The organism is Caballeronia sp. LZ008 (assembly GCF_031451435.1).
In the GTDB taxonomy this organism is placed as follows: domain Bacteria; phylum Pseudomonadota; class Gammaproteobacteria; order Burkholderiales; family Burkholderiaceae; genus Caballeronia; species Caballeronia zhejiangensis.
In genome coordinates this window covers 2,229,661-2,256,164 of sequence record NZ_JARUXK010000001.1, presented here as the reverse complement: position 1 = coordinate 2,256,164, position 26,504 = coordinate 2,229,661, and the positions used below count along the sequence as shown (strand labels likewise).

23 protein-coding genes are annotated in these 26,504 nt (G+C 64.1%); 13 read left to right on the top strand and 10 right to left on the bottom strand.

The window, feature by feature from the left end; all coding sequences use genetic code 11:
• Window positions 1-477 precede the first annotated feature (477 nt).
• From xseA to QCE49_RS10450, 4 genes are all read left to right on the top strand, one after another.
• A complete protein-coding gene (gene xseA / locus QCE49_RS10465) occupies window positions 478-1,845 on the top strand; it encodes an exodeoxyribonuclease VII large subunit (RefSeq protein WP_250457456.1) in 1,368 nt (455 codons plus the stop codon).
• Window positions 1,846-2,054: 209 nt separating this feature from the next.
• Window positions 2,055-2,636 carry a superoxide dismutase [Fe] gene (gene sodB, locus QCE49_RS10460; RefSeq protein ID WP_008342714.1) on the top strand — a complete coding sequence of 194 codons (582 nt, stop codon included), beginning with the start codon at window positions 2,055-2,057 and terminating at the stop codon, window positions 2,634-2,636.
• A 216-nt stretch (window positions 2,637-2,852) separates the two neighbouring features.
• Window positions 2,853-3,983: an acyltransferase gene (locus QCE49_RS10455; RefSeq protein ID WP_250457457.1), complete on the top strand. Its 1,131-nt coding sequence runs from the start codon at window positions 2,853-2,855 to the stop codon at window positions 3,981-3,983.
• A gap of 79 nt (window positions 3,984-4,062) precedes the next feature.
• A complete protein-coding gene (locus QCE49_RS10450) occupies window positions 4,063-4,215 on the top strand; it encodes a hypothetical protein (protein ID WP_250435106.1) in 153 nt (50 codons plus the stop codon).
• Window position 4,216: 1 nt separating this feature from the next.
• On the opposite strand, the gene QCE49_RS10445 is transcribed toward QCE49_RS10450, so the two are convergent.
• The 3 genes from QCE49_RS10445 to QCE49_RS10435 form a co-directional block, all read right to left on the bottom strand.
• A complete protein-coding gene (locus QCE49_RS10445) occupies window positions 4,217-5,488 on the bottom strand; it encodes an EAL domain-containing protein (protein WP_008342708.1) in 1,272 nt (423 codons plus the stop codon).
• Between the two features lie 227 nt (window positions 5,489-5,715).
• A complete protein-coding gene (gene mdtD, locus QCE49_RS10440; protein WP_241814291.1) occupies window positions 5,716-7,149 on the bottom strand; it encodes a multidrug transporter subunit MdtD in 1,434 nt (477 codons plus the stop codon).
• 8 nt (window positions 7,150-7,157) lie between these two features.
• Entirely contained in the window at window positions 7,158-7,904 is a 747-nt protein-coding gene (locus tag QCE49_RS10435) for a GntR family transcriptional regulator (RefSeq protein ID WP_008342704.1), read from the bottom strand.
• Window positions 7,905-8,072: 168 nt separating this feature from the next.
• Here QCE49_RS10435 and QCE49_RS10430 point away from each other — a divergent pair, with 168 nt between their 5' ends.
• Window positions 8,073-8,372, top strand: coding sequence for a type II toxin-antitoxin system RelE/ParE family toxin (locus QCE49_RS10430; RefSeq protein WP_239295092.1), 300 nt, complete (start codon window positions 8,073-8,075; stop codon window positions 8,370-8,372).
• 3 nt (window positions 8,373-8,375) lie between these two features.
• A complete protein-coding gene (locus QCE49_RS10425) occupies window positions 8,376-8,681 on the top strand; it encodes an addiction module antidote protein (protein ID WP_239295091.1) in 306 nt (101 codons plus the stop codon).
• Between the two features lie 345 nt (window positions 8,682-9,026).
• Here QCE49_RS10425 and QCE49_RS10420 read toward each other — a convergent pair whose 3' ends face one another.
• Complete coding sequence (locus tag QCE49_RS10420; RefSeq protein ID WP_175980449.1) at window positions 9,027-10,241, bottom strand: MFS transporter; 1,215 nt, start codon at window positions 10,239-10,241, stop codon at window positions 9,027-9,029.
• Between the two features lie 335 nt (window positions 10,242-10,576).
• On the opposite strand from QCE49_RS10420, the gene xdhA reads away from it, so the two are divergent.
• Genes xdhA through xdhC form a run of 3 tightly spaced genes read left to right on the top strand, consistent with a single transcriptional unit; the run spans window position 10,577 to window position 14,985 of the window.
• The gene (gene xdhA, locus QCE49_RS10415) at window positions 10,577-12,100 is read left to right on the top strand and encodes a xanthine dehydrogenase small subunit (RefSeq protein WP_250457458.1); all 1,524 of its coding nucleotides are present in this window, start codon (window positions 10,577-10,579) and stop codon (window positions 12,098-12,100) included.
• Window positions 12,101-12,118: 18 nt separating this feature from the next.
• On the top strand, window positions 12,119-14,482 hold the full coding sequence (xdhB, locus tag QCE49_RS10410; protein WP_239295088.1) for a xanthine dehydrogenase molybdopterin binding subunit: 2,364 nt from the start codon (window positions 12,119-12,121) through the stop codon (window positions 14,480-14,482).
• A complete protein-coding gene (gene xdhC / locus QCE49_RS10405) occupies window positions 14,479-14,985 on the top strand; it encodes a xanthine dehydrogenase accessory protein XdhC (protein WP_239295087.1) in 507 nt (168 codons plus the stop codon). The genes xdhB and xdhC overlap by 4 nt, the downstream gene beginning before the upstream one ends.
• Window positions 14,986-14,999: 14 nt before the next feature.
• Here the strand turns inward: xdhC and QCE49_RS10400 are convergent, their stop codons facing one another.
• The 4 genes from QCE49_RS10400 to QCE49_RS10385 form a co-directional block, all read right to left on the bottom strand.
• Window positions 15,000-15,920: an AraC family transcriptional regulator gene (locus tag QCE49_RS10400; RefSeq protein WP_250457459.1), complete on the bottom strand. Its 921-nt coding sequence runs from the start codon at window positions 15,918-15,920 to the stop codon at window positions 15,000-15,002.
• Window positions 15,921-15,978: 58 nt separating this feature from the next.
• The gene (locus tag QCE49_RS10395; protein ID WP_250435098.1) at window positions 15,979-16,965 is read right to left on the bottom strand and encodes a LysR family transcriptional regulator; all 987 of its coding nucleotides are present in this window, start codon (window positions 16,963-16,965) and stop codon (window positions 15,979-15,981) included.
• A gap of 133 nt (window positions 16,966-17,098) precedes the next feature.
• On the bottom strand, window positions 17,099-17,758 hold the full coding sequence (locus QCE49_RS10390) for a 2-hydroxychromene-2-carboxylate isomerase (protein ID WP_008342696.1): 660 nt from the start codon (window positions 17,756-17,758) through the stop codon (window positions 17,099-17,101).
• A 140-nt stretch (window positions 17,759-17,898) separates the two neighbouring features.
• Window positions 17,899-19,374, bottom strand: coding sequence for a TAXI family TRAP transporter solute-binding subunit (locus tag QCE49_RS10385; RefSeq protein WP_250457460.1), 1,476 nt, complete (start codon window positions 19,372-19,374; stop codon window positions 17,899-17,901).
• Between the two features lie 627 nt (window positions 19,375-20,001).
• Here QCE49_RS10385 and QCE49_RS10380 point away from each other — a divergent pair.
• Window positions 20,002-20,373, top strand: a complete 372-nt coding sequence (locus QCE49_RS10380) for a BON domain-containing protein (RefSeq protein WP_061162774.1) — start codon at window positions 20,002-20,004, stop codon at window positions 20,371-20,373.
• A gap of 226 nt (window positions 20,374-20,599) precedes the next feature.
• Window positions 20,600-22,747: a D-(-)-3-hydroxybutyrate oligomer hydrolase gene (locus QCE49_RS10375; RefSeq protein WP_250457461.1), complete on the top strand. Its 2,148-nt coding sequence runs from the start codon at window positions 20,600-20,602 to the stop codon at window positions 22,745-22,747.
• 4 nt (window positions 22,748-22,751) lie between these two features.
• On the opposite strand, the gene QCE49_RS10370 is transcribed toward QCE49_RS10375, so the two are convergent.
• The gene (locus tag QCE49_RS10370; RefSeq protein ID WP_008342688.1) at window positions 22,752-23,510 is read right to left on the bottom strand and encodes a DUF2242 domain-containing protein; all 759 of its coding nucleotides are present in this window, start codon (window positions 23,508-23,510) and stop codon (window positions 22,752-22,754) included.
• A 172-nt stretch (window positions 23,511-23,682) separates the two neighbouring features.
• A complete protein-coding gene (locus tag QCE49_RS10365; RefSeq protein WP_250457462.1) occupies window positions 23,683-24,033 on the bottom strand; it encodes a DUF4148 domain-containing protein in 351 nt (116 codons plus the stop codon).
• A gap of 385 nt (window positions 24,034-24,418) precedes the next feature.
• Between QCE49_RS10365 and QCE49_RS10360 the strand changes: the two genes are divergently transcribed.
• Window positions 24,419-24,709 (top strand): co-chaperone GroES, encoded by a 291-nt coding sequence (locus QCE49_RS10360; RefSeq protein WP_006999126.1) that lies wholly within the window; start codon window positions 24,419-24,421, stop codon window positions 24,707-24,709.
• A 95-nt stretch (window positions 24,710-24,804) separates the two neighbouring features.
• Complete coding sequence (gene groL, locus QCE49_RS10355) at window positions 24,805-26,445, top strand: chaperonin GroEL (RefSeq protein WP_008342681.1); 1,641 nt, start codon at window positions 24,805-24,807, stop codon at window positions 26,443-26,445.
• Window positions 26,446-26,504: the final 59 nt, after the last annotated feature.

The window sequence follows — 26,504 nt, the reverse complement described above, 5'->3', positions numbered from 1 at the left end:
AACGCTGGCGGGCGGCAAGTCGGGTACGGCATGGCGTGCAACGGCAGCTCCTTGGATGACGGTCGGCGTTGGACGATGCCCGGCTTCTCGCGGCCCGGGACGAGCAGGTTTCGGCCGCGCCAGCCGGTGCTGGAACCCGGCACTCTAGCGCGCGCGGGGCGTGGGCGCCAGTCAGGAGCGCGGGAGAAAGGGCGACGCCATCCGCTCCGCACGCCTGTGGATAACTCTGTGAAGAACTTCCAGCCGACACACCGCGATCGCGCGTCAGGAAAGAGTTGCTCCGGGGCTGACAGTATCCATAAAAATTTATCGTTGAAAAATCAACGGCTTGAAACGAACTCACCAGCCTCTGGCGATGCCGCTCCGCACGCGGCGGTAAGTCTTTCTGTGTGGACACTTGTTACACTTGCGTACCTCGTTCAGCGGCGTTTGTCCATCGCGCACAGCGCCGCGCCTGAAGATTTTTCTCGTCCAGCCATGACTCCCGATTCACTGCAGTCGCAAAGCGGCGATGCCGTCATCCCCGTTTCCGCGCTCAATCGCGCGATCAGTTCGATGCTCGAACGGTCATTTCCGCTCGTGTGGGTATCGGGCGAGGTGTCGAATTTCACGCGCGCGGCGAGCGGCCATTGGTACTTCTCGATCAAGGACGCGAACGCGCAAATGCGCTGCGTGATGTTCCGCGGCCGCGCGCAATACGCCGAATTCACGCCGCGCGAGGGCGACAAGATCGAAGTGCGCGCGCTCGTCACGATGTACGAGCCGCGCGGCGAACTGCAGCTCAACGTGGAAGCGGTGCGGCGCACGGGGCAGGGCCGGCTCTACGAAGCGTTTCTGCGGCTGAAGGCGCAGCTCGAAAGCGAAGGGCTCTTCGCGACCGAGCGAAAGCGCGCGTTGCCTTCGCATCCGCGCGGCATCGGCATCGTCACGTCGTTGCAGGCGGCCGCATTGCGCGATGTCCTCACGACGCTCGCGCGCCGCGCGCCGCATGTGCCGATCGTCGTGTATCCGGCGCCGGTGCAGGGCGCGGGCGTCGGCGCGAGGCTGGCGGCGATGGTCGAAGCCGCGAACGCGCGCCGCGAGGTCGATGTGCTGATCGTGTGCCGCGGCGGCGGCTCGATCGAGGATCTTTGGGCGTTCAACGAGGAAGTGCTCGCACGCGCGATCGCGGCGAGCGCGGTGCCGGTGGTGAGCGGCGTCGGGCATGAGACGGATTTCACCATCGCCGATTTCGCCGCCGACGTGCGCGCGCCGACGCCGACCGCCGCCGCCGAGCTCGTCAGTCCGCAGCGCGTGCTGCTGTTGCGCGAGCTCGATCATCGACATGCGGCGCTCGCGCGCGGCTTCGGCCGGATGATGGAGCGCCGCGCGCAGCAACTCGACTGGCTCGCGCGCCGGCTCGTGAGCCCCGCGGAACGGCTGGCGCGGCAGCGCGCGCATCTGCGGCAACTGGCAAGCCGGCTCGCCGCGGCGGGCGCGCGGCCCGTGCGCGATGCGCGCGCGCACTTCGCGCTGGTGCACTACCGCTGGCAGCGCAGACGTCCGAATGTCGCCGCCGAGCGCGAGCATCTGCTGCGGCTCGCGCAGCGTATCGGCAGCGCGCATGAGCGGCGCGCCGACCGTGAGAAAGCGTGCGTTTCGGAACTGGCGGCGCGCTTGCAGGTGCTGAGCCCGCAGCGCACACTCGAACGCGGTTATGCCGCATTGATCGACGCGCAGACGGGCCGCGCCGTGCGTGCACCGAACGCATTGAAACCCAAGCGGCCGCTCACGGTGCATCTCGCGGAAGGATCGGCGGATGTGCTGCTCGCCGATGTCCAGGCGCGTCTGTCCGACGAATTCTGAGCCCGGCGCGGCGCGCGGAATCGGCGTACATTTGACGTGCCTGACGAGGCTCCCCAGAGCACTTTTTACGCCGCGTGAGGCGATTGGAAAGCAATCTTGCTCATAAAGAGCACACGGTTTGCTGGGTTATCCCAACTCGCCTACAATCCAGTGCTCCACTGCTGGACGCCACACAATCCCACAATCCACATAGAAAGGAAGCTCGCATCATGGAACATACGCTCCCGCCGCTGCCGTTCGACAAGAACGCGCTCGCTCCGCACATGTCGGAAGAAACGCTCGAGTATCACTATGGCAAGCACCACCAGACCTATGTGACGAACCTGAACAAGCTGATCCCCGGCACCGAGTTCGAAAACCTGCCGCTGGAAGAAATCGTCAAGAAGTCGTCGGGCGGCGTGTTCAACAACTCGGCGCAAGTATGGAATCACACGTTCTTCTGGAACAGCCTGTCGCCGAACGGCGGCGGCGCTCCGACCGGCGCGCTGGCTGACGCGATCAACGCAAAGTACGGTTCCTACGACAAGTTCAAGGAAGAATTCGCCAAGGTCGCGACCGGCACGTTCGGCTCGGGCTGGACGTGGCTCGTGAAGAAGACCGACGGCACCGTCGATATCGTGTCGACGAGCAACGCCGCCACGCCGCTCACGACGGACGCGAAGGCGCTCCTGACCATCGACGTGTGGGAGCATGCGTATTACATCGACTATCGCAATGCGCGTCCGAAGTTCATCGAGGCTTACTGGAATATCGTGAACTGGGATTTCGCGTCAAAGAATTTCGGTGCGTAAGTAAGCGCGCGTGAAACTGGATTGCCGCATTCCGAAATGAATTCCGAATGCCGCAATCAAAATGAAAGCCCTCGCGAGAGGGCTTTTTTGTTGAAGCGTCCGGCGTGAGCTATTTTTGGGGAACGTCGAAGTCTCACTTGGTCTAACGGGATTCTGGTCGCCCAATCGGCTTCCGATTTCCATGTTGGCTTTGCCAACACAGACGCGAGCTGAACAATGACGACACGCTATCATCAACTGGATTCGCTGCGCGGCATTGCCGCTTTGACAGTCGTATTCAGTCACTATTCACAGATCACGCTCACGCATTGGCTGCAGCACGTTCCATGGCGCGCAATCGCCGAAGGGCATTCCGCCGTGATCCTTTTCTTTGCGCTGAGCGGTTTCGCCTTGGCCATGCAGATTACCGGCGACAGCGGACCGGGCTTCGCCGAGTTCATCGTGAAGCGCGTGTGCCGCATTTACATCCCCTATCTGATCGCGGTTCTGGCCGCTTATACCGCGTATTGCTTGCTCTACCGCGAGAATCTCTCCTGGACCGGCGAATGGGTCAATCAGGCATGGCACGCGGGCATTGATCGGCATGATTTGCTGGATCACCTCTACTTTGTGATTCCGTTCAGCAACAGCACGCTCGATCCGGTGCTCTGGTCGCTCGTCTACGAGATGCGTATCTCGCTGATCTTCCCGATTCTCGTCGTCGTGGTATTTGCCACGCCCGTCTGGTTTTCCATAGCACTAAGCATGTGTTTCTCTCTCGCTGCATTCGGCTATTACCATCATTTGCAGCTGACCCTCCTGGACGCGAGCATTCAGGGCGAATGGATGCCGACCATTCATTACATGTCGATGTTCGTTCTCGGCGCGTTGATTGCGCGATATCGCGAAGCCATTTCGTCGAAACTCGGCGCCTATTCCGCGCGGACGCTTTTCGGCGCATTGCTGATTTGTCTCGCCCTTTACGTCCTCGTCGGTTCGATCACTCGCCATTCGATATCCAACGACGTGCTGCGCAGTTTCGCCGACGACTGGATCATTCTTCCAGCCGTGACCGGCATTCTCGTTCTGGCGATTGCGCTCAGGCCGTTCGCCGCGTTTCTGACCGCGCGGCCATTGATTTTCCTCGGCGAGATTTCATTCAGCCTGTATCTGCTGCATTGCATCGTGTTGCTGGGCGTGCTGCATTATTTTGGCGAAACCTATCAAGGCATGTCGCTGATCATTGCCGCCGTGCTGATTCTTCCCGTCAGCATCGCGGGATATTACGCGGTCGAAAAGCCGTCGATTCGACTGGGACGATATCTGACGCGCGGAAAGCAGCGGAGCAGAGTGACGCAGCGTGCGTGACGATAAGCCGTCGCTGCGCGCATCGGAGCGCGGGCCTAAAATATCGGCTCGCCGCAACGATCGAAATCGCATCGCCATCATGAAACGCTTCGCAGGCTTGTGCCTCGCGGCCTGGTCGGCCGCCGCATTGCTCTATTTCGGCCGCCATTCTGCCGCGCTCATCGTGCTCTCCGGCGTGCTGGTGCTTGCCGGCTTCGATCTGGTCCGTCCGGAATCCGAAAACAGCGCGTAGCCTACCGCTGCTTCGCGCCTTCCCAGTTGATATCGACGCACAGCACCTGTAAGCCATAAGGCGTCTGCGCGGCGATCGACGCCGTCACGCAAAGGTGCGCCTCGTTGATCGACAGATACGGCGCCGTCAGATGCATGCGCCCCGGCGCGCGCAGCGCCTCGATGAAGTACGGCCGGCGCTCCCAGCTTGCGCCCTCCGAATGCAGCAGCGGACTGAAGCGCTTCGCGCGCTGCGATGTACGCACGATCGGCACGACGTTGTCGCCGATCTGCCGCCCGGCCTGATCGAGCAGGAAGCAGCGCGCGGTGTCGGCGAGTTGTAGCAGTTCGCTCGTCGCGGCCGTGAGCGTCTCGCCTTCCATCAGCTTGACCGACGCGCGCTCCAGCCCGCTTACATACGGCTCGAGGCGCGCGACTTGCGCCCGTTCGCGGCCAGCGACGCGTTCGCGCGATGCCGCCGACAACGCATCCATCACGCCAGCGGCGACTTCGCTGTGCACCGCCTCGACGCTCGGCTGCGCGAAGTACGCGCCCTGCACGAAATCGACATTGCACTCCAGCGCGATGAGCGCGTCGCGTTCGGTCGCGAGGCCGCCCATCAAGACGAGCTGGCCTGACTCATGGAGCAGCGAGACGAGGCGCGGCAGCACACGCTCGATATGCGAATGCTCGGTCGCCTGCTGAAGGATGCAGCGGTCGAGCGTCACGATATCCGGCCGCAGATGCCACACGCGATCGATGTTTGAATGCTTCACGCCGAAGCCGTCGAGCGCGATCAGAAAGCCCGACTTGCGCAGCGAATCGATGATTTCAGCGAAACGCGTCGTCTCGCCGCCCGCCTGCTCGGGCACTTCGAGCACGACGCGCTGCGGCGACAGACCGATGTCCTTCAGCGACGCGAGCAGCGCATCGCCGTAGCTCGTGTCCATCAGCGCGGCGGGGTGCAGGCTCAGGAAGAGCCATTCGTCGTGGCTGTCGAACGCATTGAAGTTGCCCAGATGCAGCGATTCCGCGAGCCGGCCGAGTTCGAGCAGATCGCCGCGCCGCGCGGCCTGCGTGAAGACCTCGTGCGACGGCACGTGACGATGTGAGTCATCGCGCGCGCGCAAGGACGCGTGATAGCCGATCGCGCGCCGGTGCGACACCGAAAACACGGGCTGGAACACGCTGAAAACGGTGTACTCGCCGTACAACACGGTGCGACGCGATCCATCGTCACCGGCGACGGGGCGCGGCGGCTGGAAGCGGGGAGGGTCGAGATCAACCATGCTCATGGTGTCGGGGCGCAGGGCAAGTAACTTTATCGAGATAGTTTACCGGATCGGCACCCGACCGTTCGAGCAAAAAGCGTGCAAATTCAATATCCAAGCGGCGCTCGCCGGGTATCGCGCGCTTCGTTGCGCCTATTCGTGTGCGGATTGAAGCTCGCATGCCGCAGACGCGGGAGCGCGCGCCGTCCAAACGTGCGTGCGGGCACCGGCGCGGTGCGTCGTCCGGGTTCTTAGTTCGATTCGGACGGGTCGGGCTTTCTCGCGGCCGCGCGCACTTCCGGCGCGAGCTGTCCGAAGATCCACGCCGTCGCGGCCGTGATGATGCCGACGCACAGGAACGTCGCGTGGAAGGCGGGCAGCGAGTTCGTCTCCGTGACCTGCGGCAGCAGTCCTGTAAACGTCGACAGGATCGCGCCCGCGACGGTCACGCCGAGGCTCATCGACAGCATTTGCACGAGCGAGAACAGGCTGTTGCCGCTGCTCGCGCCGCCGGTGCCGAGGTCCTTCAGCGTGAGCGTGTTCATCGCGGTGAACTGCATCGAATTGAAGGCGCCGAAGATCGCGAGCTGCACGAGCCGCAGCCAGAGCGGCTGATGCGCGCTCACGAGCGCGAAGCTCGCCATCATCAGCCCGACGAGCACCGTGTTCACGACCAGCACGCGCCGATAACCGTGCTTTTCGATGAGCCGCGTGACGACGCGCTTGGACGCCATGCCCGCGGCCGCGACGGGCAGCATCATCATGCCGGCCTGAAACGGCGTGTAGCCGAGGCTCACTTGCAGCAGGAGCGGGATCAGATAAGGCATGGCGCCGCTGCCGATACGCGCGAAGAGATTGCCCAGCAAGCCGACGCTGAAGGTGTGGATCTTGAAGAGATCGAGGGAAAAGATCGGCTGGGCGGCGCGCGTCGCGTGCAGACCGTAAGCGACGAAGCAGCCGAACGAGAGCACGAGCAGCACGATCACGATCGCGTGCGCGAGGCCGAGATCGGCGAGTCCGTCGAGCGAAATCGTGAGCGCGACCATGCCGATCGCGAGCAGCAGGTAGCCCGCCAGATCGAAGCGCGCGGTCGCCGGATTGCGGCTGTCGGGCATGTACAGGTTCGTCGCGATGCAGCCGATCACGCCGACCGGCACGTTGATCAGAAAAATCCAGTGCCATGACGCGATCTGCACGAGCCAGCCGCCGAGCGTCGGGCCGATGAGCGGGCCGATCAGCCCCGGAATCGCGACGAACGCGAGCGCGGAAAGATAGCGCTCCGCCGGGAACACGCGCAGCACGGCGAGGCGTCCGACCGGCAGGAGCATCGCGCCGCCGACGCCCTGCACGACGCGATACGCGACGAGCGCCGTCAGCGATTGCGCGTTCGCGCAGAGCAGCGAGCCGATCGTGAACACGAGGATCGCGCTGAAGAACACGCGCTTCGTGCCGAGCTTGTCGGCGAGCCAGCCGGAGACGGGGATCATCATCGCCATCGTCAGCGAGTAGGCGATCACGACGCCCTGCATGCGCAGCGGCGCCTCGCCCAGACTTCGCGCCATCGCGGGGAGCGCGGTGTTGACGATCGTCGAGTCGAGCGTCTGCATGAAGAAGCCCGTGGCGACGAGCCACAGCATGATGGAGAGCGATCGGTCGGACGTCTGGGCTGTGGGCGTGTCGGTCATTGGGCGGGTTACTTTCGCAGCTCGGCGACGAAGTCGTAGTAGTCGTTGCGGCAGTAGGTATCGGTGAGCTCGATGGCGCGCTGATCGGCCGTGTAGCCGACGCGCGTGATGAGCAGCAGCGCGTCGTGTGGCGCGATGCCCATCTGCTCGGCAATCTCCGGGCTCGCGTTCACGGCGCGGAAATGCTGAAGCGCGCGCACGATCGAAAGCCCGCGGGCATCGAGATAGCTGTAGAGCGAATCGCCGATGGTCTGCGGATCGGGAATGCACGACGCCGGAAAGGTGGAATTCTCGACGGCCATGACGATGTCATCGGCGAGACGCAGGCGTTTCAGGCGCGTGACGGTCGCGGCGGGCGAGAGGCCGAGCTGGATGACTTCCTCGCGATTGGCCGGCTCGATGCTGCGCGAGAGCCATTTGGAACTCGGTTTGAAGCCGCGGCGCCGGAGCATTTCGGAGAAGCTCGACAGACGCGAGAGCGGGTCTTCGTAGCGCGGCGTGATGAAGCTGCCCGCGCCTTGTTCGCGGCGGATGAGCCCTTGTTCGACGAGCAGCGCGATCGCTTTTCGCGAGGTGATCCGCGAGACGCCGAGTGCTTCCGACAGCACGCGCTCGGAGGGCAGCGCTTCGCCTGCGTTCCAGCGATTGTCGTGGATAGCGTTGGCGAGCTTGCGGGCGAGTTGAAGGTAGAGCGGAGTGTCGCTGTCCGGGTCCGGGCGCAAATCGCGCCAGCGGTCTTCCGAGGTCGGGTTCATAAAGCGGACGCTAATGGGCCAAGCGGGGATTTTAAGACAAACGCTGAAGACGAAGGGGCGTTCTGTTTCTTATCTTGGTGAGACTCGCAAGGCCGGAAGGCGCGCCTGCTTCAATTTAGTCGTGTGAACTGTGGTTTACACGCTGTGAACCATGGACTACGATCAACGATGTTGAACATCCGCACGACCGAGGTTTTCGACGACTGGTTCGCCTCGCTGAAGGACCGGATTGCGAAGCGCCGCATTCAGGTCCGAATCGACCGGCTCGCGTTGGGAAATCCCGGCGATACGAATTCTGCCGGGCATCCCATTATCGAGTTGCGTATCGATCACGGGCCGGGGTATCGCGTGTATTACGTGCAGCGCGGCGATGTCCTCGTGATTCTTCTGTGTGGCGGCGATAAGTCGACGCAGGAACGAGACATCAAATCGGCTCACGCGATGCTTCGACATCTGAACATGGAGTGAATGATGACGTCAGCCAGAATCAAGACGCGGCCGTGGGATTCGGCCGAACATCTGCAAACGGAAGACGATATCGCTGAATACTTCGATGCGTGTCTGCAGGAAGGCGGCGACGATCCGGCGTTTATCGCGCATGCGTTGGGCGTGATCGCACGCGCGCGGGGTATGGCGCAAGTGGCGCGCGATAGCGGCATCAGCCGGGAAGGACTCTATAAAGCGTTATCGGAGGATGGCAACCCGAGCTTCGGCACGATCCTGAAAGTGGTCAAGGCGCTGGGGCTGCAACTACACGGATCGAAAGCCGGCACGTAAAGGGCGACGCCGTAGCCGGCGCAGCGGGCCGGAGCCAACTCGTGCTGATCCAGTGGCTCGGCGCGATGAGACAGACCGTGCGCGATTCAAGCCCGGTTGGTCCTTTGAGGGCGACACTTAGGCGAGTGCCGCCTGGGACGAGAGTACTACCCAACGTGCGTGTGACCGCGGGCCTGAGAAGCTACTTTCTTTGCACAGGACCAGAGTAAGCGCTAAAGCGCTAGCTCTGGTCGACGGCAAAGAAATCAGGTGCGCCCCGCACAGGGGCAGTGCCGATCGACCGACCCGAAAACGGGACCCGGTAAAACGCGCCCGACGCAACGCGACGCTACGAAAGCACTGAGCTCAAGCCGTAGCCGCCCCACCCACCCCACGCCCACCGCGCATATAAAGCGCCACCGACAACGCCACCGCCGCCGCCGCCGCCAGCGCGGCAAACAGAAACACCGACCCGTACCCCAACTCACCCGCGACATACCCAGCGAGCGGCCCGGTCAACCCGAGCGACAGATCGAGAAACACCGAATACGCCGACAAAGCCGCGCCCCGGCTGGCCGGCGGCACGAGCCCGACCGCCTCGACGCCGAGCGCCGGAAACACGAGCGCGAATCCGAAGCCGGTCAGCGCCGCGCCCGCGAGCGCGAAAGTCGGCTCGGCGGCGAGCCACAGCATCAGCAGACCCGCGCATTCGAACGCAAACGACACGATCGCCACGCGAAACCCGCCATACGCCTTGATCGTGTTGGCGAACAGAAGCCGCGCGCCGATGAACATCGTGCCGAACACCGTAAGCGAAAGCGCCGCATTCGGCCAGTTGTGCGCGGCATAGTAAAGCGTGATGAACGTCGCGATGGAGCCGAATCCCGCCGATCCGAGCGCGAGTCCCAGTCCATGCGGCAACACGCGGAAGAACACGCTCCGATACGACATGCGCTCGCCGTGCACGATCGGCACGCTCGCCATGCGCGTCGCGAGCCAGTAGCCGAAGCCGCCGAGCGCGATCACGATCAGCCCGAGCGACGCGAATCCCAGCGAATGATCGATCGCGACGCCGAGCGGCGCGCCGATCGCGAGCGCGCCGTAAGTGGCGATGCCGTTCCACGAAATCACCTTCGCGTTGTTGTTCACGCCGACGCGCCCGATGCCCCATGTGATCGATCCCGTCCCGACCCAGCTCTCGCCGAAGCCGAGCACGAGCCGCGCGATCACCAGCAGCACGAGACTCACCGCGTGCCACTGCGCGGCGAGCGCCGAGGCGAGCAGCAGCACGCCGCTTGCCGCGCACGCCGCGAGACCGTAGAGCACGGTTTTCTTGGGGCCGAGCGTATCGGCGGTGCGGCCCGCCAGCGGCCGCGACAGCAGCGTCGCGAAGTACTGGACGCTGATCGCCGCGCCCGCCATCACCGAGCCGTAGCCGAGATCGGTGTGCACGAAGCCCGGCAGCACCGCGAGCGGAATGCCGATCGTCAGGTAGCAAAGGAACGTGTACAGCACGACGGGCAGAATCCGCAGCGTGACGGCGAAGTCGCTTTGCGGCTTGATGCGGGACTCGGTGGACATAGGGAAATTGCGGGGTTGAATTCGGCGCGAAGGCGTGATTGTCCCATATGTTGCGGCGCAACGTCGCAGTCGTTTTGTAACCAGCTAGGACAAATCGCCTGTCCGAGTCATCGGGCGCCGCCGACGCAGGCCTTGCTGGATAAGGCTCGCAGCACATATCGGACGAAGAATATGTCGTTCATGCAATGCCGCCTATGGGTTATCGATTTTGGCGGTGATAGCTTTTGAACCATCGAAGCGACAGGACTAATCTGAAAAGGTCCGAAATCGCGAATGCCACCGGCTGCGCATCCCGCGCAACCAGCGAAAAAGCATCGAAGAGCCCCGAGACATCCATGACTGAGCCGATCCGCTTCTATCACCGCAACGCGATCCAGGAAGTGAGCGGCGCGTCGACGACGCGCACCGTCCTGCAATATCTGCGCGAAGACGCGCGCTGCACCGGCACCAAGGAAGGCTGCGCGGAAGGCGACTGCGGCGCGTGCACGGTCGTCATCGGCGAGCCGGACGGCGCGGGCGGCGTCGCGTTCAAGGCCGTCAACGCGTGCGTGCAGTTTCTGCCGACGCTCGACGGCCGCGCGCTCTTCACCGTCGAAGACCTGCGCCAGCCGGACGGCACGCTGCATCCGGTGCAGCAGGCGCTCGTCGATTGTCACGGCTCGCAATGCGGCTTCTGCACGCCCGGCTTCGCGATGTCGATGTTCGCGCTCTACGAAAAGCACGGTCATGCGACGACCGGCTGCCCGGGAACGTGCGAGAAGACGAAGCCCTCGCGCCAGGAGATCAGCGATGCGCTGACGGGCAATCTGTGCCGCTGCACGGGTTATCGGCCGATCATCGACGCTGCCGAGCAGATGTTCGACCGCGCGCCGCTCGCGCCCGTCAACGTGCCGGCGCTCGCGCGCACGCTCGAAAGCCTGAAGCGCGACGACACGTTCCACTACGAGCACGCCGGCCGCCAGTTCGACGCGCCGCGCACGACCGAAGCGCTCGCCGCGATCAAGGACAAAAACCCGAACGTGCGGATTCTCGCGGGCAGCACGGACGTCGGTTTGTGGGTGACGAAGCAGTTGCGCGATCTGGGCGATATCGTCTATGTCGGGCAGATCGACTCGTTCAAGCGCGTCGAGACGACGGACGAATGGATCGAGATCGGCGCGGGCGTGTCGGTCGAGCGCGCGTACGACGAACTCGTGAAGCTCTATCCCGAACTCGAAGAGACGCGTCTGCGTTTCGCGTCGCTGCCCATCCGCAACGCCGGCACGCTCGGCGGCAACGTCGCGAACGGCTCGCCGATCGGCGATTCGATGCCCGGCCTCATCGCGCTGAATGCGCGCGTCGTCCTGCAAAGCGTCGATGGTCTGCGCGAGATGCCGCTCGAGGATCTGTACATCGCGTATCAGAAGAAGGACATGCGCGAGAACGAGTTCGTCGCCGCGATCCGCGTGCCGACGCGCACGGGCAAGCGCGCGAACCTTAAGTTCCGCGCGTACAAGCTGTCGAAGCGTTTCGACTCCGATATTTCCGCCGTCTACGCCGCGTTCAGTTTCATCGCCGATGGCGACACGATCCGCGAGCCGCGCCTCGCCTACGGCGGCATGGCCGCGACGCCGAAGCGCGCGGAACACGCCGAAGCCATTCTCAACGATGCGCTTTGGCACGAAGCCACCGCGCAGGCCGCGATGATCGCGCTTTCCAAGGATTACCAGCCGCTCACCGACATGCGCGCGAGCAGCGACTATCGCCTCGACACCGCAAAGAGCCTTTTGTATCGCTTCTGGCTGGAGACGCGCCCGCACGATCCGCTGGACAAATCGAAGCTCGATGTGCGCGCAATCGAACTCGTCGAAGCGAAGTAAGCGAAGGAGCAAAAAAACATGAATCAGCAAGCAGAAGCATTCATCGCCGACGCTCAGTCGCTCGCGAACGAAATCGACGCTTTCAAGCAGGTCCACGTATCGCGTCCGCATGAGTCGGCGCATCTGCACGTGAGCGGGCGCGCGAGCTATACCGACGACATTCCGCTCGTCGCGGGCACGCTGCACGCCGCGCTCGGCACGAGCCCGAAGGCGCACGCGAAGATCGTGTCGATGAACTTCGACGCCGTGCGCGCGACGCCGGGCGTGGTCGCCGTATTCACCGCCGAGGACATTCCCGGCGTGAACGATTGCGGCCCGATCATCCACGACGATCCGGTGCTGGCTCAGGGCATCGTGCAGTTCGTCGGCCAGCCGATGTTCATCGTCGTCGCGACGTCGCACGATACCGCGCGCTTGGCGGCGCGTCGCGCGACCATCGAATTCGAAGACCTCGTGCCGATTCTCACGCCCGAAGACGCGCGCAAAGCGGAATCGTATGTGCTCAATCCGCTGAAGCTCGCGCGCGGCGACGCCGAAAGCCGCATGTCGAAAGCCGCGCATCACGAGCGCGGCGCGATGAAGCTCGGCGGCCAGGAACAGTTCTATCTCGAAGGCCAGATCGCCTATGCCGTGCCGAAGGAGGATGACGGCATGCACGTCTACTGCTCGACGCAGCATCCGACGGAAATGCAGCATCTCGTCGCGCACGTGCTGAATGTGCATTCGCATAACGTGCTGGTCGAATGCCGTCGCATGGGCGGCGGATTCGGCGGCAAGGAATCGCAGTCGGGCATTTTCGCGTGCTGCGCGGCGCTCGCCGCATGGAAGTTGCTGTGCCCGGTCAAGCTGCGTCCGGACCGCGACGACGACATGATGATCACCGGCAAGCGTCACGACTTCGTGTACGACTTCGAAGTCGGCTACGACGATGACGGCAAGATCGAAGGCGTGTCCGTCGACATGACGTCGCGCTGCGGTTTCTCCGCGGATTTGTCGGGCCCGGTGATGACGCGCGCCGTCTGCCATTTCGACAACGCGTACTGGCTCTCGGACGTGAAGATCGCAGGCTATTGCGGCAAGACCAACACGCAGTCGAACACCGCGTTTCGCGGCTTCGGCGGGCCGCAGGGCGCGTTCGCGATCGAATACATTCTGGATAACGTCGCGCGTGCGGTCGGGAAGGATTCGCTCGACGTGCGCCGCGCGAATCTCTACGGCAAGACGGAAAACAACAAGACGCCTTACGGCCAGACGGTCGAGGACAACGTCATCCACGAACTGATCGCCGAACTCGAAGAGACGAGCGAGTATCGCAAGCGCCGCGCGGCCATCGACGAATTCAACGCGAACAACGCAATCCTGAAGAAGGGCCTCGCGCTGACGCCGGTGAAGTTCGGCATCGCGTTCAACGTGACGCACTTCAACCAGGCGGGCGCGCTGGTTCACATCTACACCGACGGCTCGATGCTCGTGAATCACGGCGGCACCGAAATGGGCCAGGGCCTGAACACGAAGGTCGCGCAAGTGGTTGCGCACGAACTCGGCGTGAACTTCGAGCGCGTGCGCGTGACGGCGACGGATACGAGCAAGGTCGCGAATACATCGGCGACGGCGGCATCGACCGGCACCGATCTCAACGGCAAGGCCGCGCAGGACGCCGCGCGCCAGTTGCGCGAGCGGCTCGCGAAGTTCGCGGCGGAGAAGTTCGGCGGCGGCACCGTCGCGCCGGCGCAAGTGCGCTTCGCGAACGACCGCGTGATCGTCGGCGACGATGCCATTCCGTTCGGCGAAGTCGTCCAGAAGGCATATCTCGCGCGCGTGCAGTTGTGGTCCGACGGCTTCTACGCGACGCCCAAGCTCCACTGGGATGCAGCGACGATGCAAGGCCGTCCGTTCTACTACTACTCGTATGGCGCGGCAGTGTCGGAAGTCGTGATCGACACGCTCACCGGCGAAATGCGCGTGCTGCGCGCGGATGCGTTGCATGACGTGGGCGCGTCGCTGAATCCGGCGCTCGACAAGGGCCAGGTGGAAGGCGCGTTCGTGCAGGGCATGGGCTGGCTGACGACGGAAGAGCTTTGGTGGGACGACAACGGCAAGCTGATGACGCACGCGCCGTCGACCTACAAGATTCCGACGACCAACGACATGCCCGCCGATTTCCGCGTCGATCTCTTCAAGAATCGCAACGTGGAGGACAGCATCCATCGTTCGAAGGCCGTCGGCGAGCCGCCGTTGCTGCTGCCGTTCTCGGTGTTCTTCGCGATCCGCGACGCCGTTTCCGCTGTCGGCGATCACAAGATCAATCCGCCGCTCAACGCGCCCGCGACGGCCGAAGAAATCCTGAAGGCGGTGAATGCGGTGAGGAGCGCGCGCTCATGATGCACGTCGTCCTGTTCGGCGCGGGCCACGTCGGCCACGCGCTCGTGAAGGTGCTCGGCACGTTGCCGTGCGTCGTGCAATGGGTCGATGCGCGCGACGAACTTTTCCCCGACGAAGTGCCGGCGAACGTGCAGATCGAAGCGACCGATCTGCCCGACGCGATCGTCGACGAAGCGCCGCCGGGCGCGTACTTCATCGTGATGACGCACGATCATTCGCTCGACTTTTCGCTGACGCAACGCATCATGCGGCGCGACGACTTCGCTTACTTCGGGCTGATCGGCTCGAAGACGAAGCGCGTCAAGTTCGAGCGGCGATTGATGGAGCGTGGTGTGGCGGCGGACCGGCTGCCGGAGATCACGTGTCCGATCGGCGTGGAAGGGATCGTCGACAAGGCGCCGTGGTCGATCGGGCTCGCCGTTGCCGCGCAACTGCTGCGCGTGCGGGAGATGACGGCGAGGCTCGGAACGCCGGCGGTGAACGCAGCGCATCTTTCCGCCTGAGCCACGATGACGCTTCAAGCGATGCCGTTGGTCTGTCTGAAGCGTCCCGGCGCGACGCCATAAAGCTCCTTGAACCGCTTCGAAAACGCCGCTTCCGACTGATACCCCACATCGGCCGCGACATCCGCGATGCTCTTTTTCGTATGCGTGAGCATCGTGCTGGCGAGCTGCATCCGCACGTGACTCAGCAACGCGAGCGGCGAGCTGTCCGAATGCGCCGAGAACGCGCGCATGAACGTGGCGCGCGACATCGCCGCTTCCTTGGCGAGCATCTCCAGCGTCCAGGGTTCGGCAGGGCGCTCCAGCATCGCGATGATCGATGCGCCCAGCCGCCGGTTCGCCAGCAAGCCGAGCACGCCCGCCAATGACGGCTGTCCGTCGAGCCACGCGCGCAGCACCATCGTGAAGAGCGCGGTCGATAGCGCCGTGACGATCGACGGCGCGCCCAGTTCCGCATCTTCCGCTTCGCGGCGCATCGTCTGGACGAGCGGCGCGAGATAGGAAGCCGACGCGTTCGAGAACGATACGTGCACGACATCCGGCAGGACGTCGATCAGAAGCGCGCGCGGCGCGTAGAGAAAGCGCCCGCACAGCAAGTCCACGCCCGGCGGCTGCCCGCCGCAATTGCTTCTTACCGTGACCGCGCCGTTGTCGCGCGCTTCCATCTCGGCTTTGGACGAGCCGCCTTCGCGCGCCTTGATGCTCAGCACATGCGCGTCTCCGCGCGGCAGAAAGAAGATGTCGCCCGCCGTCAGTTCGAGCGGCGCGTGACCTTTGCGCACGACGGTGCACGCGCCGTCGAGCACGACGTGATACACCGCTTCGCCGGCGGGCGCGGGCGCGTGATCCAGTTCCAGCGGGCCGCGCAGCAGGCAGCGCAGATCGAGCGCGCCGGCAAGGCTCGCAAGCTGAATCAGTTTGTCGAGAGCATCCATGTGAGCGGGCGGGCAGAAGGTGTCGTTCGGATAGTACCGAAGTCCCGCCGCGCGTGCGTTACTTCGCCGCTTCGCCCAGTTCGGCGGTTTCATCGCCCGATGCCGCCGCCGCAACTTGCTTCCGGCCCGTGAGCGAGTCGGAAACGGTCGACATCAGCGTGCGCAGCCAGGCGATGTCCGTCGGCTGATCGGGCTGCGGCACCGAAAGCTGGTAGCACTTGATGCGCGGAAACGGCACCGGCGAATCGAGCACGGCGAGCGGCAGCATCGCCGCATAGTGCTGCGCGAAGCGGCGCGGCGCGGTGAAGATGAGGTCCGACTGCAACAGCACCTGCGGCACGAGGCCGAAGTACGGAATCGTCGTGACGATGCGCCTTTCGATGCCCGCGCGCGCGAGCCCGATGTCGATCGGATGACGCCGGCCGCCGCTATACGGCGTCGGCGCGAGGTGCGCGGCGAGCGCGTAGCGTTCCGCCGTCAGCGGTTCGCGCGCGAGCGGATGATTCGCACGCATCAGGCAGACGAATACGTCGCTGAAAAGATCCTGGCGTTCGAAGCGCGGCTCGGGCTTCGTCCAGTTCGCGACCATCAGATCGATTTCGCCTTCGTCGAGCATGCGCTCGTGATCGCGCATCGGATTCAGCGACTCGATCTCCAGACGCGCATTGGGCGCGGCGTCGCGAAAAGCGGCGACGAGCGTCGGCATGAAGAAATCGTTCAGATAATCAGGCGCGGCCACGCGGAACGTGCGGCGCGAGCTTCGCGGGTCGAAATCCCCGTGCGGCGTCGCGACGAATTCCACTTCGCGCAATGCGCGTTGCGCGGGCGCGAGCAGCGATTCGCCGTATTCGGTCGGCACCATGCCCTGTTTGCCGCGCACGAGAATCGGGTCGTTCAGGATCTCGCGCAGACGGCGCAGCGCGGTGCTGATCGCCGGTTGCGTCTGGTTCAGCCGCTGCGCGGTCTGCGTCACGCTGCGCTCCAGCAGCAAGGTGCGCAGCACGCGGATGAGCCAGATGTCGAGTGAGTCGGCGGGATCGTTCATGGCAAGCAAGTGAATTCAGGACGCGCGGGCGCGAACTCGCGAGCCCTAAAGCCGAAGTAAACCGCTTATCCAATTTTGACGCCATAGCAGGCGCGCTATGCACGGCATAGGCGCGTCCGCCATCCGGCCGCCGTCAGCTGAAATCGGCGTCTTTCGGCGCGATCGGCAGCGCGCTGATGCGCTTCACTTCCGCGCCGTCGAGCCAGTTCGGCGAGCGCGCGACGTAGAGCACCATCGGCAGCGTGTCTTCGCCCCAGAAGATCTGGTCGTTGACGAGGAAAGTCGGCACGCCGAACACGCCCATCGCTACGGCGCGGTCGTTGTTGTCGCGCAGCTTCGCCTTGACGTCCTCATCCTCGATGCGCGTCACGGCCTCCGGCATGCCGACGTGCTCGCACAACGCCTTGAAGCCTTCCGGCGTCGCGGGATCGCGCCCTTCGCGCCAGATGTAGCGGAAGATTTCGCGCACGCGGGCGATGTCGCCGTCGGCGAGCACGGCAAGACGCAGCGCCTTGCTCGTATCGAACGGATGGGCGGGCGGCATCTTGAACGGAATGCCGAGCTGCTCCGCGCGAAACAGCGCGTGCCGGTAGGTGAAGACGCGCTTGGACGGAATCGTCGCGGCGTGCGGCTGGCCCCAGCGGTCGAGCAGCTTCATCAACTGGACGGGCACGAGCTCGAACGGCATGTCGGGCCACTTCTCATGCTGCTCCAGCAGCAAGTACGAAAACGGCGATATGAAGTCGAAGAAAAAGTACGGATGACCGGTGCTGGTCGAATGCGGGGCACTCATGTTCCCTTCTCCCTGAGATTCCGTGGCTTTGCTCGCGCGGCGGCGCGCTCTGAGCCGCATCTGTTCGTTTTTTGTCGTGTCCTGCATGACGGATGCAGCGCGCGGCGTCGCATCCTTTTTTAACGTTTCTCCAACAGATATTACGTGCTGCCTTGCTCCGTGTCTGCTTGGCGAACGCCACCGGCCGCATGCTGTTGCGCCATGTCGCGCGCGCGGGTTTGGTCGGCCGGGGCGACCGGCGCGTGCGCGAGACGCTCCCGCACGAAACCGATGTGCTCGCGCAGCACGTAGAACTGATCGGCGAACGCGAGCGGCATCTTCATGCGATTGACGGCCGTTTCGATCGCGTCGATGCGGTCGAGCAGCGCGTCGCGCTGCGCGGTGTCGGGGCCGCTGATCGCTTCCCGCTCTATCGCAATCAGCGCGCCATACCAGCGGTAGATGCGCGATTTCACGCGCCATCGATACAGTCCCGGCACGAGCCGCAAGCCCGGAATCAGCACGACGATCAGCGGCACCAGCACGACCAGCACGCGATCCGCGAGACTCGCGACCCAGAACGGCAGCGAACGGTACAGAAAGCTCTTGCCGGATTTGTAATAGCGCTCGGCGTTGTCGCTGATGCGGAATTCGTGCACGAGCGGCGCGGGGAATTCGTTCGCCCGCTGCAGCAGATTCGCGCGCCCGTGCACCTCGCGCGCGGCTTCGATCAGCAGATCGGAGAGCGCCGGATGCAGGCTGTCGCGCGCGACCAGTTCGGCGGTCGGCGCGATCATGTGGACCGCGCGCGGCGGCAGGTTGCGGGCGAAATCGAAGGCGCCCATCGGCAAGTCGATTTCCGTCAGATACGGAAAGCGGCGCGCGTAGGCGTCGGCCTGGGCGAAATCCATGAAGCGGATGCCGGACGTGCGCAGGAGCTTCGCCATCGTCGGCGGCTGCGCGGAGTCGCCGGTCAGAAAGGCTGCGTCGATCTGGCCGTCTTCGAGCGCTTTCGCGGCTTCGTCGCCGGCGAGCGGCAGCAGTTCCGTGTCGCCGCCCGGCTCGATGCCGTTCGCCTTCAGCAGATTCAGCGCGAGCACGCGCGTGCCGCTGCCTTCCGCGCCGATCGCGAGCCGCTTGCCCTTCAGCTCCGACAATCGGCTGACGACCGTCGCGCCGCGATAGAACACCGCGAGCGGCACGTAGGACACGCTGCCGAGCGATTCCAGATTGTCGTGCGTCGCGCCCGGCTTGGTCAGGCCGCCCTGCACGAAGCCGACGTCGACGTTCGATTTCGGGTCTTCGAGGCGCGTCAGGTTATCGAGCGAGCCTTGCGTCTCGAGGATGTTCAGCGTCACGCGGTTGCGCGCGAGGATCGTCTTGTATTTCTGCGCGCTCGTCCAGAACGAGCTGCCTTTCGGGCCGGCGGCGATGGTCAGCGTGCTCGGCGGCGCGGGCTGGATCAGCCGCACGGCGGCATAGAGCGCGGCCGCGCACACGAGCAGGATCGGGCCGAAGGTGAGCGCGAGATCGCGCCATGAGATCGCGACGAAGCGCGCGCCGATTCTCGGCAAGGGCTTGCGTTTGGGCGGGACGTCCGGATCGTGGCCCGGATTGTTTCCTGAAGGGTGGGTCATCTCGTCGGTAATCTTGAAACTTCGTGCCTGCGAGCTTACCCGATCGCGATGCGCCCACGTCTGCCCGAACGTGTTCGGCGAGGCGCGCGAGCGGCGCGTCCGGACGGCCAGCATGGCGTCGATGGTACATGAGATCGCGCGTCGCCCGGATGACCGCGGGCCCGGCGCGCCGTGTGACAGGCGTGTGTAGAAAGCGCGCGCGCTGTTGCTTGCGAACGGCGTCGCATATGGCCGCATTGTTAAATGCTTTGCGCTAATGGCCGCGCTGGGCTAAATTGACGTTCGCCGCCGCACGACAAGGCTCCTCTCGCGCCGCAGCCCGGAATGTGGGTTCGCGGACCGCCAAGCAGGCGCCATGCGGCAGGTCATATTCGAGCCGGCGGGCGTCATCGCCCGAAAAAACCGGCCGTGATTTGTTTCGATCGCCAGTCTCTCGCAGCACCGTGAGCCGCATCCGCCGGCTTGCCGCCGCTATTCCCGCGTCAGTTTCAGGCGCCGGGCGCGCGCGGTCACGGTCAGCCGCTCGATGTCGTTGCCCAGCCGCTGGGAATGCGGCCCGCTTTTGAAGTGCAAAACGAGCGAAGTAGCAACTGTGCGAAGTCAACAAGCGAAACAAAAGGAGAAATCATGAAAGCAGTCGATCTGTTGAAGGCGCTGGGCGTGGTGGTGTGCGTGGCCGTGGCATCGAGCGCCTATGCGCAATCGAGCGACGCGGCGGCCACGAGCACCGACTCGGCAGCGGCGGCCAAGGCTCAGAAATCCGCGACCAAGAAAACCGACCGCAAGCTCGGCTACGACGTGCGCCGCGCGCTGTCGAAGGCACAGGGCTTCGACGTGTCGAACGTGTTCGTGCGCGCGCGCAGCGGCGCGGTCACGCTGACCGGCACGGTGCCGGAAGGCGGCCAGATCGCTCAGGCCGAAGAAGTCGCGAAGGGCGTGCCGGGCGTGAAGTCGGTCTCCAACAAGATTACGCTCGGCGTTCAAGGCGGCGGGCAATAACACGCATCACAGGCAGTGGGCGGCATCTCGCGATGCCGCAAGCTTCGCTCGTCTGGCGGGCGTTTGAACGGGCTCCGGCGTCGCCGCCGGGGCCCGTTGTCGTTTGGAGCTTTTGCAGCCGGCGCGCGTGAAATCGGCTGTGACTGGCGTTCGATCGGCGCGATACTCGCATTGTCGATCGCTTGAAAATCGCATCACTCAATCGGAACCGATGGCGGAGATTCAAATGAAAAGACTCGCGCGTTTCCCGAGGTTGCAGGCTTTGCAGGATGTGCCGCGAACGGCCGCGCTCGGCGCGCTGGCGTTGCTGGCGGCGGCGACACTAGCCGCATGCCACGGCGGCGATGACGACAACGGCGGCGGCGGCCAGCCGGCCAACAGCTTGCCGAGCTTCATCTCGGGCTCGGTGAACACCCAGACTTACGACGGCGTCTCCGACGATTTGCTCACGGCCGGTCTCGGCAAGACGGGCCTCGCGTCGGCGACCGCGCCGACGTTCGCGAAGCCCGCCGCGCCAACGGCAGCCGAATTGCGCCGTCTCGCGATCTATTCGAACTACCGCGCGCTCGTTGACATGTCGGCGAACGGCGGCTACGGCCGCTTCTGGGGGCCGAATGTCGATCTGAACGGCAACGACTCGCTCGGCGAAGGCAAGATCGCGGGCAAGGAGTACATCGCCTACGCGGACGATGGCAGCGGCAGGCAGAACGTGAGCCTGCTCGTGCAGATCCCGACGAGCTTCAATCCGGACCAGCCGTGCATCGTCACGGCGACGTCATCGGGATCGCGCGGCGTCTACGGTGCGATTTCGGCGGCGGGCGAGTGGGGCCTCAAGCGCGGCTGCGCGGTCGCCTACACGGACAAGGGCAGCGGCAACGGCGCGCAGGAAATTTCGACGACGCTCGTGACGCTCATCGACGGCACGCTCGCCAGTGCGGACATCGCCGGGACCAAGGCGATCTTCAAGGCGAACGTGAGCGCGTCGGCGCTGTCGTCGTTCAATTCGGCGTTCCCGAATCGCTACGCGTACAAGCACGCGCATTCGCAGCAAAACCCGGAGCAGGACTGGGGCAAGAACACGCTGCAGGCGATCCAGTTCGCGTACTGGGCGCTCAACGACATGTTCGGGCCGGTCAGCGGATCGACGCATCAGGTGCGCTACAGCAAGGGCAGCATCACGACGATCGCGGCATCGGTGAGCAACGGCGGCGGCGCATCGCTGGCGGCGGCGGAACAGGACACCGATGGCTGGATCACGGCGGTCGTCGTCGGCGAGCCGCAGATCAATCTGAATTTGCCGTCGCAGGTTTCGGTGCGGCAGGGCGGCGTGCCGGTCGGCTCGTTCGGCAGGCCGCTCGCGGATTACATGACGCTCGCGAACCTGCTGCAGCCGTGCGCGGCGCTCGCGCCCGCTGCGGCAGGCGCGCCATATCTGACGACGCTTCTGCCCGCCACGACCAACGCGATCCGCACGGCGCGCTGTGCGACGCTTGCCGCCAACGGCTTCGTCTCGGGCGGCACGACGACGGAGCAGGCGACCGATGCGCTGAACCGTCTGCATCAGGCAGGCTACGAGAGCGATTCCGACACGCTGCACGCGCCGATGTGGGATTCGCAGGCGGTCCCGGCCGTCGCCGTCACTTACGCCGATGCGTACATGAAAGCGAGCGTGCTCGACAATCTCTGCGAGTTCAGCTTCGGCACGACCAGCGCGGCGACCGGCGCGGCCGGCGTCACGCCGCTCGTCTCGCCGATGCCGACGATCTTCGGCAACGGCAACGGCGTGCCGCCGACCAACGGCATCAACCTGGTCTACAACGCGGGAACGACGGGCGCGGCGGATCATCGGCTGGCGACGCCCGATGCGAGCTACGCGGGCGCCGCCTGCCTGCGCGCGTTATGGACGAACGGCAACGCGACGATGGCGGGCAGCGTCAATGCGATCCGCGTGAACGCGAATCTTCGCGGCAAGCCCGCGATCATCGTGCAGGGCCGGGCGGATGCGCTCGTGCCGATCAATCATGCGTCGCGGCCGTATCTGGGTGCGAATCGCGTGGCGGAGGGAAGCAAGAGCCAGCTTTCGCTGTATGAGATCACGAACGGTCAGCACTTCGACGCGTTCCTGAGCGTGGCAGGCTTCGACACGCGCTTCATTCCGCTCCACTACTACGACATTCAGGCGCTCAACCTGATGTGGAACCACCTGAAGAACAACGCGCCGCTGCCGCCGTCGCAGGTGGTGCGGACGGTCGCGCGCGGCGGCAAGGCGGGTTCGGCGCCCGCCCTCACGACGTCGAATCTGCCACCCATCGCGACCGATCCCGGCGCGAACGCGATCTCGGTGGCGGGCGGCATCGTGAACGTGCCGAACTGACGGTTCAGTGCGTCACGGTGGCCGCGGGCACTGCGGCCGCCGACGCCGCCGGGACTTCCGATGCGCCAGCCGCAGCCGCATCGGCATTCGGCCTCTGGATCGCGGTCGCGGCGGCGGGCGCCTGCACGACGATCGGTGTCGGCGTCAGCTCGGGCGAGCTCACGATGATCGACGGCGCGAGCGGCTTGCTTTTCACTTCGTCGCCGGCGACGGGCGCGCTGCGCGGCACCGTGTTCAGATAGTGGCCCATCAGACCGAAGAAGCGGTCATAGAACTTGCCGGCGGGCACGGTCTCGCTGGAAATCTTGACCATCGCGTCGCTGTTCGAGCGGATCGGCAGCGACAGCGAGCCGAGCACGCTCAAGCCCACGCTCGCGGACGTGTCGCTCTTCTTGAGCGCATAGCCGTCCTGCACGGCGTTCACGTACGCGATGCTTTGGTTCGTCGCGTTTTCGCCGGGCGTGCAAACGACGTGGAACGAGACGACGACGTGCGTTTCGGCGCTCGGCTGGAAATTCTTGGTCGCGTCGACGGTGTCGGGCTGGCCCATCGTCGTGAGAAACCCTTGCGACAGCAGCGCGCGGCGCGCGGCCTCGCAGGTTTCGTTGACGGTGGCGTCGAAATTGTGCGCGAACGGGCTCACGCCGGTGCTGAACAGCTCCTGCTGATAGCTCGGCGTGGTGGCGGCGCGGCCGCCGCACCCGACAAGGGCGGTCAGCGCGAGCGACACGAACACGAGACGCGACGATGCGAGAGATGACATGAGCGGCTTAAGACGGAGAGCGAGAGGAACGAAGGGAGGCAGGTGAAGATTGTAGTGCCAGCGGTATCACCGACGAAAAAGCATAGGTCTTAGTTCCTTCAGCAAGCGAAAAGCCCGGCATGCGAGGCCGGGCTTCGTCGGATGCGGCGTCGCGCGCCGCTTTGCATTTCGCTTACGGGCGATTGAAGTCGACCGGATTGGCATCGGCGGCGGGACGGACGATACGGCTCAAAAAGCCGACGCGCGCCGGTTTCCCCGATGCCGACGCGCCATCGCTCACGCCGCCAAACGACGCGTTCGATGCGCTTTGTTGCGCGGCCACGCGCCCTTCGGCAGCCTGAATCTCGGCGGGATACGTGGCTTGATCGGCCATCGGCTTGTAGCCGGCGCGTTCGAGTTGAACGAGTTCGGCGCGCACTTGCGCACGGGTGGCAGGGCCGTCTTCGCGCGCTTGCACGAAAGCCGGCGCGGCGAGTACGGCTGCAATGGCGATGGCGGGAACGATTGATTTGAACTTGAACATGATGACCTCCGGATGCTGTTTTAAGGAACGTCGCGGCGGAGTGTGTGTCTTTCCGTTGCTTCGGCGTTGAGATGCAGTCTAGGCTCCGGACGACCTAGGAAAAACCCTAATCCGACGAAATCACTTTTGTCGAAACGGCATTAATTCTGTCAATCGGTTTTTGGTTTCCATTGATCCGATTTTCCGCTTATGGACGCAGTGCCGTTTTTCAAGAGTCAAGCTGCTTAAGCGTTTTCCCGGCCTTTGCGTCCTTGAAATTGTCAAAGTCGCTCCATATAATTGGCACTCACTGCACGAGAGTGCTAACAAGATTGCCGTCCGGCGAGATCCTTCTCAAAGGACGGGTTTTCCCGCGTTTTCAGTCTCAATCAAGAGAGGAGTGTGTATGAACCTTCGTCCTTTGCACGATCGCGTCATCGTCAAACGTCTGGACCAGGAAACCAAGACCGCATCGGGCATCGTGATCCCTGAAGCAGCCGCTGAGAAGCCGGATCAAGGCGAAGTCCTGGCCATCGGCCCGGGCAAGCGCGATGACAAGGGCGCGCAAATCGCCCTCGACGTGAAGGTCGGCGACCGTGTTCTGTTCGGCAAGTACGCTGGCCAGACCGTCAAGGTCGACGGGCAGGAACTGCTCGTCATGCGCGAAGAAGACATCATGGCCGTTCTGGTCAAGTAAGCATCCTTCCTGCACGTTCGGCTTCGTCTGCCTGAGCCGCTCCTCCGAGCGCCGCAGCGAAGCCAGCAAACCGAATCGAATCAAGGAGTTTGGATATGGCAGCTAAAGAAGTCACTTTTGGCGATTCCGCACGCGCCAAGATGGTCGAAGGCGTGAACATTCTGGCCAACGCGGTCAAGGTCACGCTGGGTCCGAAGGGCCGCAACGTCGTGCTCGAGCGCTCTTTCGGCGGCCCGACGGTCACGAAGGACGGTGTGTCGGTCGCGAAGGAAATCGAACTGAAGGACAAGCTCCAGAACATGGGCGCGCAAATGGTCAAGGAAGTTGCTTCCAAGACCAGCGACAACGCAGGTGACGGCACCACGACCGCTACCGTGCTCGCGCAATCCATCGTTCGCGAAGGCATGAAGTACGTCGCATCGGGCATGAACCCGATGGACCTGAAGCGCGGCATCGACAAGGCCGTGGCTGCAGCAATCGAAGAACTGCGCAAGATCAGCAAGCCCTGCACGACGAACAAGGAAATCGCGCAAGTCGGCTCGATCTCGGCGAACAGCGACACGTCGATCGGCGAGCGCATCGCTGAAGCGATGGACAAGGTCGGCAAGGAAGGCGTCATCACCGTCGAAGACGGCAAGTCGCTGCAAGACGAGCTGGACGTCGTCGAAGGTATGCAATTCGACCGCGGCTACCTGTCGCCCTACTTCATCAACAACCCGGACAAGCAAGTCGCCGTCCTCGAAAACCCGTTCGTGCTGCTGCACGACAAGAAGGTTTCGAACATCCGCGATCTGCTGCCGGTTCTGGAACAAGTCGCGAAGGCTGGCCGTCCGCTGCTGATCATCGCTGAAGACGTCGAAGGCGAAGCGCTGGCTACGCTGGTCGTCAACAACATCCGCGGCATCCTGAAGACGGTTGCTGTCAAGGCTCCGGGCTTCGGCGACCGCCGTAAGGCCATGCTGGAAGACATCGCGATCCTGACCGGCGGTCAAGTCGTCGCGGAAGAAACCGGCCTGACGCTCGAGAAGGCAACGCTGGCTGAACTGGGCCAGGCGAAGCGCATCGAAGTGGGCAAGGAAAACACGACGATCATCGACGGCGCTGGCGAAGCCGTGAACATCGAAGCGCGCGTGAAGCAAGTGCGCAAGCAGATCGAAGAAGCGACGTCGGACTACGACCGTGAAAAGCTGCAAGAGCGCGTGGCCAAGCTGGCCGGCGGCGTTGCGGTGATCAAGGTCGGCGCTGCGACCGAAGTCGAAATGAAGGAAAAGAAGGCACGTGTCGAAGACGCACTGCACGCAACGCGCGCAGCTGTGGAAGAAGGCATCGTGGCAGGCGGCGGCGTTGCGCTGATCCGCGCACGCAAGGCGATCGACGGGCTGAAGGGCGCGAACGCAGACCAGGACGCTGGTATCAAGATCGTCCTGCGCGCCATGGAAGAGCCGCTGCGCCAGATCGTCACGAACGGCGGCGAAGAAGCTTCGGTCGTGGTGGCAGCAGTTGCTCAAGGTACGGGCAACTACGGCTATAACGCGGCAACCGGCGAGTACGGTGACCTGGTGGAAGCCGGTGTCGTCGACCCGACGAAGGTGACGCGCACGGCGCTGCAAAACGCGGCATCGGTGGCTGGCCTGCTGCTGACGACCGACGCAGCTGTCGCCGAACTGCCGAAGGAAGATGCTCCGATGCCTGGCGGCATGCCCGGCGGCATGGGCGGCATGGGCATGGACATGTAATCTGGCGAAAGCCGATTACATCGGCGCGGGCTTCGAAAGAGGCTCGCGTCATGCCGAAA